This is a genomic window from Polaromonas sp. P4_F6 (assembly GCF_056401275.1).
Genome location: NZ_JBFUJQ010000003.1, coordinates 321,640 through 333,864, shown reverse-complemented (window position 1 = coordinate 333,864; position 12,225 = coordinate 321,640). Strand labels below are relative to the sequence as shown.

At 67.0% G+C, this 12,225-nt stretch carries 10 protein-coding genes; 3 read left to right on the top strand and 7 right to left on the bottom strand.

Annotated elements, in window-relative coordinates; translation table 11 throughout:
- The first annotated feature begins 78 nt into the window (after positions 1–78).
- Both AC1DUN_RS10985 and AC1DUN_RS10980 read left to right on the top strand, forming a co-directional pair.
- Positions 79–417 (top strand): hypothetical protein, encoded by a 339-nt coding sequence (locus AC1DUN_RS10985; protein ID WP_477713967.1) that lies wholly within the window; start codon positions 79–81, stop codon positions 415–417.
- Positions 418–621: 204 nt separating this feature from the next.
- A complete protein-coding gene (locus AC1DUN_RS10980; protein WP_477713966.1) occupies positions 622–1,773 on the top strand; it encodes an ABC transporter substrate-binding protein in 1,152 nt (383 codons plus the stop codon).
- A 69-nt stretch (positions 1,774–1,842) separates the two neighbouring features.
- On the opposite strand, the gene AC1DUN_RS10975 is transcribed toward AC1DUN_RS10980, so the two are convergent.
- The 4 genes from AC1DUN_RS10975 to AC1DUN_RS10960 form a co-directional block, all read right to left on the bottom strand.
- Positions 1,843–3,129: a solute carrier family 23 protein gene (locus tag AC1DUN_RS10975; protein WP_477714096.1), complete on the bottom strand. Its 1,287-nt coding sequence runs from the start codon at positions 3,127–3,129 to the stop codon at positions 1,843–1,845.
- Positions 3,130–3,224: 95 nt separating this feature from the next.
- The gene (locus AC1DUN_RS10970; RefSeq protein WP_477713965.1) at positions 3,225–4,109 is read right to left on the bottom strand and encodes an alpha/beta hydrolase; all 885 of its coding nucleotides are present in this window, start codon (positions 4,107–4,109) and stop codon (positions 3,225–3,227) included.
- Positions 4,110–4,334: 225 nt separating this feature from the next.
- Positions 4,335–4,955, bottom strand: a complete 621-nt coding sequence (locus AC1DUN_RS10965) for a TetR/AcrR family transcriptional regulator (RefSeq protein ID WP_477713964.1) — start codon at positions 4,953–4,955, stop codon at positions 4,335–4,337.
- Between the two features lie 71 nt (positions 4,956–5,026).
- Entirely contained in the window at positions 5,027–5,470 is a 444-nt protein-coding gene (locus AC1DUN_RS10960; protein WP_477713963.1) for a ribonuclease HI family protein, read from the bottom strand.
- 91 nt (positions 5,471–5,561) lie between these two features.
- Here AC1DUN_RS10960 and AC1DUN_RS10955 point away from each other — a divergent pair, with 91 nt between their 5' ends.
- On the top strand, positions 5,562–7,586 hold the full coding sequence (locus AC1DUN_RS10955; RefSeq protein WP_477713962.1) for an acetoacetate--CoA ligase: 2,025 nt from the start codon (positions 5,562–5,564) through the stop codon (positions 7,584–7,586).
- A 12-nt stretch (positions 7,587–7,598) separates the two neighbouring features.
- Here AC1DUN_RS10955 and AC1DUN_RS10950 read toward each other — a convergent pair whose 3' ends face one another.
- From AC1DUN_RS10950 to AC1DUN_RS10940, 3 genes are all read right to left on the bottom strand, one after another.
- Complete coding sequence (locus AC1DUN_RS10950) at positions 7,599–8,558, bottom strand: alpha/beta hydrolase (protein WP_477713961.1); 960 nt, start codon at positions 8,556–8,558, stop codon at positions 7,599–7,601.
- A gap of 110 nt (positions 8,559–8,668) precedes the next feature.
- On the bottom strand, positions 8,669–9,781 hold the full coding sequence (locus tag AC1DUN_RS10945) for an ABC transporter substrate-binding protein (protein ID WP_477713960.1): 1,113 nt from the start codon (positions 9,779–9,781) through the stop codon (positions 8,669–8,671).
- Positions 9,778–12,216, bottom strand: coding sequence for an efflux RND transporter permease subunit (locus AC1DUN_RS10940; protein WP_477713959.1), 2,439 nt, complete (start codon positions 12,214–12,216; stop codon positions 9,778–9,780). Before AC1DUN_RS10940 ends, AC1DUN_RS10945 begins: the two co-directional genes overlap by 4 nt.
- Positions 12,217–12,225 lie beyond the last annotated feature (9 nt).

The following is a 12,225-nucleotide window of genomic DNA, read 5'->3' as shown; positions in this document are numbered from 1 at the left end:
CGTGCCGTTTGTAAGCCCTCGCTTTTGCACAGGTTTGCCACGGCAACGGTCCTGCCTCCCCTCATCTAGGACCCTGACATGCCTCAGCCGCTCTCCGCCGTACCCACGCCACTGGAACGCGCGCTTGACCAGAACGAGTCCGTGAAAGACACCGTGGAACAGTCGGCCGCCGAACTGCTGGTGATCAACACGGTGCTCAAACAGGAAATCCCGCCCGAAGTGCAAAGCGGCGATGTCGCCCAGGCGTTGGAAAAAACCGATGCCCTGGAAACCCGCATCCAGGAGTCCGCCGAAGACCTGGCCCAGGTCAACGAGGTGCTGGAGCAGCAAATCGACGAGCGCGCCGACCTGGAGCGCGAACTCAGGGCCACCAAGGCCGCCCTGGCCAAGGCGACAGGGCAAGCTCAGGCCAAATAAGTAAGGCGGCGGCCCACGCGGCCTGTCCCTGATCGCCCCCGTTGTTGAACGGTTTATCAGGGTTATTACCTAGAATCCATTACACTCCGGTGCTCACGCTGCCGGCCCGCGCTTTTGCGCCGGGCGGTGGCCAGTTGTTCACCCCCAAGGCCGCACGGCCTTGTTCTTCCGGCTTCACGGCCGCCCCCTTGGAGATTCTTCGCGATGTTTCGCCGCCGCTTCCTTTCGCTTGCCCCTCAAATGGCTGCCCTTGCCGCCGCCCCTGCTTTTATCCGCAATGCCTATGCCCAGGACGGCCTGACCGCCAAGGCCGTCACCATAGGCTGCACGGGTGCGACCAGCGGCCCGCTGGCCGGTGTCGGCGCAGAACTCAAACAAGGCGTGGACGCCGCCATGGGCCAGATCAACGCCAAGGGCGGCGTGAACGGCCGGGTGCTGCAGTTCCAGATGATGGACGATGCCTACGTGCCGCAGCGCAGCGCCGACAACGTCAAGAAGATGATCGGCGACGGCAGCATTTTTGCGCTGATGTCCTGCGTCGGCACGCCCAACAACACGGCCATCGTGCCGCTGATTGAAGAGTCCAACCTGCCTTACGTCGGCCCGCGTTCGGGCGCTTCCTCGCTGCGCAAGCCCGGCATGCGCAACGTGTTCCATGTTCGCGCCAGCTATACCGACGAAACCCAGCGCCTGGTGCAGCGTATCGTGAGCATGGGCATCAAGGACCTGGCCGTCGTCTACCTGGACAACGACTACGGCAAGGAAGTGCTGGTCGACGTCGGCCGCGCGCTGCAGGCGCAGGGCGTCAAGGCCGCGACGCAGGCGGCGCTCGCCGTGGACGGCAAAAACCTCACCGAGGTCGTGAACCAGGTCGTCGCGGGCAAACCCGGCGCCGTGCTGCTGGGCACCGCGGGCTCGGTGTCCGTCGGCCTGATCAGCGCGCTGAAGAAGGCCTCGCCCATGCTGCCGATCGCGGGCCTGAGCGTCACGCTGTCGGGCGACGGCATCAAGGCATTGGGCGCGGCCGGTTCCGGCCTGGCGCTGACCATGGTGTTTCCCGACCCGTACCGCGCCAAGCTGCAGGTGGTGCGCGACTACCAGGCCGCCATGCGCGCCATCGGCCAGCAGGAGTTCTCGCCCGTCAGCTTTGAGAGCTACATCAACACGCTGGTCATGGCCGAGGGGCTGGAGCGCGCCGGCCGCGAGCTGACGCGCGCCAAGCTGCGCAACGCGCTGGCCGGCCTGCAGAAATTCGACCTCGGCGGTTTCAGCGTCGACTACGCCGCGCCGCCTTTCGCGGGCTCGAAGTTTGTGGAGCTCGGCGTGCTGGGCGCCGGCGGCCGCTTTATCGGTTAAACGGCCAGGCCGCAAGTCAAAAGCCCCGGCGGGTGCATCACCCGCCGGGGCTTTTTTGTGGGGGCCGACTCAGTGTTTGCGGTTGAGCAGCGCGTACAGCAGGATGGCGCCGAAGGTGGCCGTGCCTATGCCGCCCAGCGCGAACTGGCCGAAACGCAGCGTGAAGTCGCCCGTGCCCAGCACCAGCGTGATGGCCGCGACGATCAGGTTCTTGTTGTCCGAGAAGTCGACCTTGTTGTCCACCCAGATCTTGGCGCCTGCCACGGCGATCAGGCCGAACACCACGATGCTCACGCCGCCCATCACCGGCAGCGGGATGGCCTGGATCAGCGCGCCGAACTTGGGGCTGAAGCCCAGCAGCACGGCGATCAGTGCCGCCACCACAAAAACGGCCGTCGAGTAGATCTTGGTCGCGGCCATCACGCCGATGTTCTCCGCGTAAGTCGTCACGCCCGTGCCGCCCGCGACGCCCGAGACCATGGTGGCCACGCCGTCGCCGATAAAGGCCCGGCCCATGTAGATGTCCAGGTTCTTGCCGGTCATGGCTGTCACTGCCTTGATGTGGCCCAGGTTCTCGGCCACCAGGATGATGGCCACCGGTGCGATCAGCAGCATGGCGCCGGCGTTGAACACCGGCGTGGTGAAGCCCGGCAGGCCTATCCAGGCCGCGCCGGCGATGCCCGAAATGTCTATGGGCTTGCCCAGGCCCAGGCCGTTGGTGAGCACCGCATAAATCACGCTGGCCACGATCAGCCCGACCAGGATCAGCAGGCGCTGCACCATGCCGCGCGTCATCACCGCCACCAGGGCCACGCTGACAAAAGTCACCAGCTGCATCCACGCATCAAAATTGCCGGCCGCCATGTTCTTGACCGGGATGCCGGCCAGGTTCAGGCCTATCACCGCCACCACCGCGCCCGTGACCACCGGCGGCATGAAGCGCTCTATCCAGCCCGTGCCTATGGCCTGCACCACCACGCCGATCAGCGTATAAAGCGCGCCGCAGGCGATGATGCCGCCCAGTGCCACGCCCAGGTTGGCGTTGGGCCCCTTGCCGGCATAGGCCGTGGCGGCGATCACCACGCCGATAAAGGCAAAACTGGAGCCCAGGTAGCTGGGCACCTTGCCGCCGGTCACGAGGAAAAAGATCAGCGTGCCTATGCCGCTCATCAGGATGGCGATGTTGGGATCGAAGCCCATCAGGATGGGCGCCAGCACCGTGGCGCCAAACATGGCGATCACGTGTTGCACGCCCATGACCGCGGTTTGCGGCCAGGGCAGGCGTTCATCGGGGCCTATGACCCCGCCTTGCTGCAGTACCGCGCTGCTTTTTTCCGTCCAGTCCAGCATTCCCATCATGTCTCCTCTGTATAAAAAGTGAGGCAATGCTAGGGGGAATGTACGCGCCGCACAAGGGCGGGTGCGTCGCGCAGGCGCGGCTCAGGTGCCGCTCAGGCCAGGAAGGCGGCCACTTCGCGCAGCACTTCCTCGTCCTTGAGGATCTTGCGGTGGCCCAGGCCTTCGGTGGCCAGCAGTCGCGCGCCGGCAATCGCCTCGCTGTAGGCCACGCCGTCGGCGAAGCGGTTGATGCTGTCGTGGCGGTCATGCACCACCAGCGTGGGCAGGCTGATGCGCGGGCCGACCGCAGCAGGCTCGAACTGCGGCATCAGGATGCCTTCGCGCGCCTCGATGCGCCGCTGCATGGCCGCGCGCGTCGCCTCGCGCAGGCCGAACACGTGGGCGAACAGCCGCGTGTATTCGAGCGGCGAGGCCGGTGGCGCCAGCAGCACCAGGCGGCCGGCCGCCAGCCCGCGGCTGGCCGCATAGGCAACGGCATTGGCTGACAGCGAATGCGCCACTACCGCGCGCAAGGTGTGGCCCTGTTGCAGCAGCCGCGCCGTCACGTACTCCAGCACGCGCGCGAACTGCGGCAGGTTGCTGACCGAGCCGCTGCTGCGGCCGTGCGCCGGCATCTCGACAATCACGGGCCGCAGGCCCTGCGCGCTGAGCCGATCGGCCAGCGCCAGCATCTGCCCGGCATGGCCGCCCCAGCCGTGCACCAGCAGCACCACCGGGCCGTGCGGCGCGACGGGGCGTGAGTACAGCGTGAGGCTGGCGTCCTCGAAGGGCCATTGCTCGATGTGCCAGTCGGGGCTCCAGCCGCGTCGCCGGCTGATCCATTTGGGCGGCAGCGGCGTGCCGAACAGCCGGTAGGCCGCGCGCACGGCCAGCGCCGGCCACAGCTGCTGCGAAGCGCCCAGGCCCCAGCGGAAGATGCGCGTCAGGGGGCTGGCGTTGTAAAAGGCCGTGGTGGCCTGCAGGGAGGTGCGTGTCATGGCGTCGTGCTCCGCGGTTTCAGTACCAGACCCAGTCTTCGTTGCTGCGCGGCAGGCTGCGCAGCGAGGCCAGGGCGGCCGTGACGGCGCGAGCGCCAAAAAATACGCCTAGGGCAATGATCAGGATCAACATGATTTCCTCATTTCTCCGCACAGTCGTGCGAAATTAAAAGTTACCCAAACACTGAAAAAGGCATTGCCGCCCCTTTCGCCTTCTTTTGTCTCTTATTTGTTGGTGACTGCCTCGGTCTGGTAGCTCTTTATCAGGCGCTCCCAGGATGCCTGAGCCCGTTCAGCCGCGCGGGAGTCGCGCAAAAAACGGGCATCGTGCAGCAGCCCCATGGCGATGCTGCTGATTTCCATGACCAGTTGCTCCGCATCGGTGTCGGCCTTCAAGTGGCCGGCTTCCACCGCCTGCAGCACGGTGCGCCGCAAGGCGGCGCGCCAACGGGTGATCTCGCTGAACAGCGCATCGCGCAGTTCGCCCTCGCGGTCGTCCAGCTCGAAGGCGCCCGCCGTATAAATGCAGCCCGACTTGGCCTCGACGTCGCGCGTGCGCACGATCCAGCGCTGCACAATCGCCTCCAGGCGCGGCAGGCCCTTGGGCTGCTGCATGGCGGGCACAAACACGTCGGCGATAAAACGCCGGCCGAACTCTTCAATGACGGCTTTCTGCAAGGCCTCGCGCGAGCCTATGCGCGAGAACACGCCGCTCTTGGAAAGCCCGATGCGGTCGGCCACCGCCTGCAAGGTGATGGCCTCCAGGCCGTCCGCCGCGGCCAGGTCTATGCCCGCGCCAATGATGGCGGCGCGGGTCATTTCACTTTTCTGGGTTTTGGCGTCCATGCTGGGAATATTAGCACGATTGTGCGAAAGTGCAATCCCCTGCCTGGAGACTGGTTTTTGGGGCGCCTGGCTCAGGCCCGGCGTTTGCGCGCCGCGGCCGGGCTCTTGGGCAGCAGCCCCACGGCCGCCCTGGCCAGTGCATCGGCCTCACGGTTGCGGTGGCGTGGTATCCACACCAGCCGCGCCGCCATGAAAGACCGCAGCATAGCGCGGACTTCGCCAAACAGCGGGGCCAGGCGCAAAAAAGGCTCAAGGGCGGTTCCCGCGAGTTGTTCCACGACCACGCTGTTGTCGCAGTGGATCAGCAGCGTGGTCGCCCCGCGCTGCCTGGCCTCCTGCAGCGCTGCCATCAGCGCGCGCAGTTCAGCCTCGTTGTTGCAGCCCCGGCCCTCCGCCAGGGTGGACAGCGTGTGGCGTGTGCCGTCGGGCGCCGTGAGCACCGCGCCCAGGCCCATGCGGCCGGGGTTGGGTACGGCGCTGCCGTCGCAGTGAATCGTCCAGGCTGGGTCGGTCAATCAATACTTTCTGGCGTGGGGCGGCATGTGGCCGCCAGCCAATATACGCCACGGCCCCTTCGCGGCTGGCCGCTTCCGCCCGACTTGGTTTATGGTTGTGCCCATGTTCCAGATACGCCACTACCAGAACTGGCTGCAGGCCACACGCGGCCTGTCATTCGACAACTACGAAGCTTTGTGGCGCTGGTCGGTGACTGACATCGATGCCTTCTGGCAAAGCATCTGGGATTACTTTGAAGTCCAGTCACCCACGCCGCACACCGCCGTGCTGGGCCGGCGCGCCATGCCGGGCGCCGAATGGTTTCCCGGCGCGCAGGGCAATTACGCGCGGCAGGTGTTTCGCCATGTGGCCGCGGCCGAGGCGGCCGGTGTGCCTGCCATCCTGAGCCATGGCGAAGCCAGCCTGGCCAGGGGCGAGCCAGCGCGTCAACTGGGCTGGGCCGAGCTGCGCCGGCAGTCGGCCTCGCTGGCCTTGTACCTCAAGGCGCAGGGCGTTCAGCCCGGCGACCGCGTGGCCGCCTACCTGCCCAATACGCCCGAGACCATGGTCGCTTTTCTCGCGGCGGTCAGCCTGGGCGCCGTCTGGAGCGTCTGCGCGCCCGACATGGGCACGCCCGCCGTGCTGGACCGCTTTCGCCAGATAGCGCCCAAGGTGCTGATCGCCTGCAACGGCGTGCACTACGGCGGGCGCGACATGGCGCGCGATGAGGCGGTGGCCGAGCTGGCCGCGGCGCTGCCCAGCGTCACGCATGTGCTGATCCACGAGATCCTCCCGTCCTCCGGCCTGCCGCCGGGCCATGCGAGCTTCGCGCAGGCCGTCGCACGCAACGATGAACAAACCGTGGCCTTCGAACCGCGCTGGCTGCCCTTTGACCATCCGCTGTGGATTGTTTACTCCAGCGGGACCACCGGCCTGCCCAAGCCCATCGTCCACGGCCACGGCGGTGTGGCCCTGGTGGGGCTGGCGCTGCTGCGCCTGCACAACGACCTGGCGCCCAGCCATGCCGATCCGGCGAATCCCGAGCGCTTTCACTGGTACAGCTCCACGGGCTGGATCATGTGGAATGTGCAGGCTGCCAGCCTGCTCAACGGCACCACCTGCTGCATTTACGACGGCAACCCGGCCGGCACGAACAAGGACAAGCCCGACTGGACCACGCTGTGGCGTTTTGTCGCGAACACCGGTGCAACCTTCTTCGGTGCGGGTGCGGCCTTTTTTGCCAACTGCATGAAGGCGGGCATAGACATCGCGCAATGCGGGGACCTGAGCCGCTTGCGCACCCTGGGCACGACGGGCTCACCGCTGAGCGAAGACACGCAGCGCTGGGGCACTGCGCAGTTCGCGAAGATGGGAAACCCCGATATCTGGTGGTGCAATATCTCGGGCGGCACGGACTTCGCTGCGGCCTTCATAGGCGGCAATCGCGAGCTGCCCGTGGTGCCCGGCGAAATGCAATGCCGCATCCTGGGCTGTGCCGTCGAGGCCTGGAACGACAAGGGCGAGTCCGTGGTCGACGAAGTCGGCGAACTGGTCTGCACCCAGCCCTTGCCCTCCATGCCGCTGTATTTCGTGGGCGACAAGGACAATCAACGTTATCTGGCCAGCTACTTCGACACCTACCCCGGCGTCTGGCGCCACGGCGACTGGCTCAAGGTCACGCGTTCGGGCAGCTGCATCATCTACGGCCGCAGCGATGCCACCATCAACCGCCACGGCCTGCGCATGGGCACCAGCGAGCTGTACAGCGCCATCGAGGCCCTGCCCGAGGTGCTGGACTCCATGGTGGTCGACCTCGAATACCTGGGCCGCGAAAGTTATATGCCGCTCTTTGTGGTGCTGCGCCCCGGCCACAAACTCGACGAGGCCATGAAGGCCAAACTCAACCAGGCCGTCAAGACCGCACTGTCGCCGCGTTTTGTGCCCAACGAAATCTTTGCCGTGCCCGAAATCCCGCGCACGCTCTCGGGCAAAAAGCAGGAGCTGCCGATCAAGAAGCTCCTGCTGGGCCAGCCGCTCGAGAAAGTCGTGAACCGCGACGCCATGGCCAACCCCGCTTGCCTGGACTGGTATGTGGACTTTGCGCGCCGGCGTGCCGGGACTGCTCCACAGGCTTGAACCGGGGAAGCCTCACACCCGCGAGCGCAACCATTGCGCCAGGTCCACCATGACCCGCAAGCCCACGGGCGACACCGCCGTGAAATGGATGCATGCATGAATGGCCTCGGGGTAGTGCCGGTGCGCCACCTCTACGCCCGCCGCAGCCACGCGCTGCGCGAGGGCGTGCCCTTCGTCTCGCAGCGGGTCATGGCCCATGGTCGCCACCCAGGTCGCGGGCAGATCTTCCAGGCCGCCTGAATCGAGCAGGGCAAAGTCGGGATGCTTGTGTGCATCCGTCTGCTTGCCGAGGTAGCTGGCCATAAACCATTGCATCACGCCCATGCTGAGGAACTTGCCTTCGTTCTCGGGGTAAGACGCGCTGGGCCGGTCGGGGTGTTGCGCCACCGGGTAGATCAGGCCCAGGGCGCGCACGGCCCCGGCCTTCACGCGGCGTGCCGCCACCAGCGCCAGCTGCGCACCGGCGCTGTCACCGGCCACCGCGATACGGCTCGCATCACCGCCCAGCGCGGCAGCGTTCGCGAGCACCCAGCGCAAGGCGGCCTCGACGTCGTCCGGCGCGGCAGGGAAAGGGTGCTCGGGCGCCAGTCGGTAGTCCACCGCCACCACCAGCATGCCGGCGTGGTAGCACAGCGTGCGGCAGACCTTGTCATGGGTCTCCAGGTCGCCGATCACAAAACCGCCCCCATGCGCATACAGCAGCACGGGCCAGGGGCCGGTGGTGTTGGGGCTGTAGACGCGCAGGCTCAGCGGGCCGCCCGGCCCGGCAATGCTGCTGTCACTCACCTTGCCTATGGCCGGGGCCGGCAGGCCCAAGGTGTCGGCCAGTTCGCGGTACACCTGCCGCGCGATGGCGGGGGGCAGGCTTTCCAGCGGCGGGTTGCCTTGCGCGGCGGCCTGGGCCAGAAAGCCGGCCAGGGCGGGGTCCATAGGTGCCGTGTCGAGCACGGTGGGGATGGCAGGTGTGGTCATTACAGTCCTTCGCAGTTCACAGTTGCAGTACAAGGGCCAGCGCGGAACCGGCTTTGCCGGGCCGCAGGTGGCGCCCCCTGGGGGGGAGGCGCCGCAGGCGCTTCGGGGGGTTATCTGAGCAGCTTGCCGTCGCGTGCCCGCATGCCGATCTCGACATGGTCCGAGGCGTGGTGCCGCTCTCTTCCAAACAAGAGCCTGACGCCGCCCAGGTCCAGCGCGCCCAGGCTCTCCATCGCCTCGCCCAGTCGCTGGCCGTCGGCGCGCGGGCCGGCACGGCGCAAGGCCTCGGTGCAGACGCGCAGGTTCAGGTAGGACTCCAGGCCCTCGAAGGTCAGCGCCTCGGGGCCTATGAAGGCGTCGGCATCGCGCTCGAGTTCGCGCACGATGGGCAAGCGGGCCACCTCGGGATTCGGCACCACGCTGGTGTAGCCCACCAGCCGGTTGCGAAACAGCCGCGTCAGCTGCGTGAGCCCCGCCGTCGACAGGGTGGCGACGGTGGACGGCGCGCTGTCATAGGCCGAGGCCGGCAGCCGGCCCAGCGCATCGAGCACCTCGTTGCCCAGGTTCAGCACCAGGGCCTGCGGCGCGGCTTTCGCGATGTCCTGGAAGGCCTTGTCGATGGTCTCCAGGCGCGTGTCGGTCGTGATGCGTGTGAGCTGCCGGCCCTTGCCCTGTAAAGCCGCCGTCAAGGCCTCGGTGCGCGCCGGCTCGGAGTCATCGGCCAGCAGCACCACCTTTGAAACGCCGATCGATGCCAGCTGGCGCACCAGTGCCTCGGCCTCCCTGGCATCGTCCGGCCGCAGGCTGAACACATGGCGAACCTCGGGCGCGCGGAGGGCCAGCGCGCCCGACGTGGGGCCGACAAGCGGCACACGCAGCTCGCGCGTGGCCTGGGCCGCCTCCAGGCAGGCCCGCTCGCCCAGGCAGTTCACGATGAGTGCCGCCTTGTGCTGGCGCACCAGGGTGCGCAGGTTGGCGGCCACACGCCGGCTGTCGCCGCCGTCGTCCAGCGTCACCAGCTCCACGGGCCGCCCGAGGATGCCGCCCGACGCATTGACGCGTTCCACATGCGCGCGGGCGCCGGCCAGCACGCGGTTGGCGACCGGAAAGCCCGCGCCGGTCAGCGGCAGCGATTGCCCAATCACGATGGGCTCGGGCGCGGCCCGGCTTGCCATGCAGGCGCTGAGCAGCATCGCCGCGGCCAGCAGTGTGCGCCGGCTCATGCCGGCACACCCGCGCCGGCCGGCTGGGGGCTCGAGAAGGCCGGGGCCGGCCGCAGCAGGAAGTAGGCCAGCGCCGGCAGCAGCACCAGCGCCCCCACCATGTTCCACACAAACATAAAGGCCAGCAGAATGCCCATGTCGGCCTGGAACTTGATCGGCGAAAAAGCCCAGGTGCCCACGGCCAGCGCCAGCGTGATGCCGGTGAGCAGCACCACGCGGCCGGTGAACTGCAGCGCATGGTGGTAGGCGTCGGACAGGCTGGCGCCTTCGCGCATGCGGGCCAGCGTGATGCTGAGCACATACAGCGCGTAGTCCACGCCTATGCCCACACCCAGCGCGATGACCGGCAAGGTGGCAACCTTGACCCCCATGCCCAGGCCCACCATCAGCGCCTCGCACAGGATGGAGGTCAGCACCAGCGGCAGCACCGCCACCACCACCGCGCGCCAGGAGCGGAAGGTGATCCAGCACAGGATCACCACGGCCGCATACACCCACAGCAGCATTTCGCGCATGGCCTTGCCCACCACGATGTTGGTGGCGGCCGCGATGCCGGCGCTGCCCGCCGCGAGCTTGAAGCTGACCTCGGGCGTGTTGTTGACGGCCGCGAAGCGCTCCACGCCGTCCACCACGCCGGCCAGCGTTTCGGCCTTGTGGTCTTTCAGGTAAACATAGAGGGCCAGGAAGGAGCAGCTCTGGTTGAAGAGCTCGCGTGGTGCGCGCGTCTGCACGCCGCCCAGCGCGCCTTCGTTGGGCAGCAGCTCAAACCATTTGAAGTTGCCTTCGTTGTAGCCCACCATGGCCAGCTTGGACAGCGCGGCCATGGAATTGGTGGACTCCACGCCGGGCAACTGCTCAAGCCGCCAGGCCAGTGCGTCCACCTTGGCCAGGGTTTCATAGGCCGTGCATTTGTCGGCAGGCGTGGTCACCATCACCGTCAGGATGTCGGCGCTGGCCGCATAGTGGGTGATCTGGTAGGCGTTGTCCTGGTTGTAGCGCGAGCCCGGTCGCAGCTCGGAGGCGCCCGGGTCCAGGTCGCCGATCTTGAGGTGCAGGCTCACGGCATAGCCGCTCGCAGCCATGAGAGCGGCAACGACAACCGCCGCTGTGGCCCAGCGTTTTTGCGTGAAGTGATCGAGCAAGGCCCATAGCCACGAACGTTGCGTCCCCTGCGCAGTTTCCTGGCGCAGGCTGCGCGCCGCGGCGGCCGGCGCCACGCCCGCATAGGACAAAAGGATGGGCAGTAGCACCAGGTTGCTGAAGATCAGCACCGCCACGCCTATGCTGGCGATCAGCGCCAGGTCCTGGATGACCTTGATCTGAATGATGACCAGCACCGCGAAGCCCACGGCATCGCAGAGCAGGGCGGTCAGGCCGGCGACGAAAAGGCGCCGGAAGGTGTAGCGCGCGGCCACCACGCGGTGCGTGCCGCGGCCTATGTCCTGCATGATGCCGTTCATCTTCTGCGCGCCGTGGCTCATACCGATGGCGAACACCAGAAAGGGCACCAGCACCGAATAAGGGTCCAGCTCGTAGCCCAGCAGCGCCAGCAGGCCGAATTGCCAGACCACCGCCACCAGCGAGCAGGCCACCACCAGCGCGGTGCTGCGCTTGCAGCGCGTGTAGCCGTAGAGCACCACCGTGGTGATCGCCAGGGCCAGCAGGAAAAACAGCAGCACCTGGTGCAGGCCCTCGATCAGGTCGCCCACCACTTTCGCAAAACCGGTCACGCGGATCTGCAGCGTGTCGCTGCCGTACTTGGCGCGCAAGGCCTCGATCTGGCGCGACAGCTCGCCGTAGTCCAGCGCCTGGCCGGTCTCGGGGTTGCGGTCCAGCAGGGGCACAAACACGATGCTGGACTTGAAGTCGCCCGCCACCAGCTGGCCGATCTCGCCCGAACGCTCGACGTTGGCGCGCAGCCCGGCCAGGCTGGCGGGCGAACCGTCATAGGCATCGGGGATCACCGGCCCGCCGTCCAGGCCTTCCTCTGTCACCGCCACCCAGCGGGTGTTGGAGGTCCACAGCGATTTCATGAAAGGCCGGTCCACGCCGGGCAGCAAAAAGATCTCGTCATTGATCTTCTGCAACGCGTCGAGGTAGGCCTTGTCGAAGATGGTGCCCTGGCGCGCTTCCACCACCAGCCGCAGCGCATTGGCCTGCCCGCCCAGGTCGGCCTTGTGGGCCAGGTAGTTGACGATGTAGGGGTGGCCTGTGGGAATGGTTTTTTCAAAGCTCGCGTTGAGCCGCAGCTTGGTCGCCTGCCAGCCCAGCAGCAGGGTGAGTAGCACGCAGACGGCCATGACCCAGGGCCGGTGATTAAAAAAGACGCGCTCGAGCAGGGTGCCCGAGCGCGTGTCGAAATCCTCCAGCCGCGCAACGACGGGTTGAGCGGGCTGGAGATCAGGAGAGGAAGCGGAGGAGGAATCGGCGTGCATGGCTTTGAG

Coding starts and splice junctions, on each gene's coding strand:
- AC1DUN_RS10985 (WP_477713967.1), top strand. CDS start 79: ATGCCTCAGCCGCTCTCCGCCGTACCCACGCCACTGGAACGCGCGCTT.
- AC1DUN_RS10980 (WP_477713966.1), top strand. CDS start 622: ATGTTTCGCCGCCGCTTCCTTTCGCTTGCCCCTCAAATGGCTGCCCTT.
- AC1DUN_RS10975 (WP_477714096.1), bottom strand. CDS start 3,129: ATGGGAATGCTGGACTGGACGGAAAAAAGCAGCGCGGTACTGCAGCAA.
- AC1DUN_RS10970 (WP_477713965.1), bottom strand. CDS start 4,109: ATGACACGCACCTCCCTGCAGGCCACCACGGCCTTTTACAACGCCAGC.
- AC1DUN_RS10965 (WP_477713964.1), bottom strand. CDS start 4,955: ATGGACGCCAAAACCCAGAAAAGTGAAATGACCCGCGCCGCCATCATT.
- AC1DUN_RS10955 (WP_477713962.1), top strand. CDS start 5,562: ATGGTTGTGCCCATGTTCCAGATACGCCACTACCAGAACTGGCTGCAG.
- AC1DUN_RS10950 (WP_477713961.1), bottom strand. CDS start 8,558: ATGACCACACCTGCCATCCCCACCGTGCTCGACACGGCACCTATGGAC.
- AC1DUN_RS10945 (WP_477713960.1), bottom strand. CDS start 9,781: ATGAGCCGGCGCACACTGCTGGCCGCGGCGATGCTGCTCAGCGCCTGC.
- AC1DUN_RS10940 (WP_477713959.1), bottom strand. CDS start 12,216: ATGCACGCCGATTCCTCCTCCGCTTCCTCTCCTGATCTCCAGCCCGCT.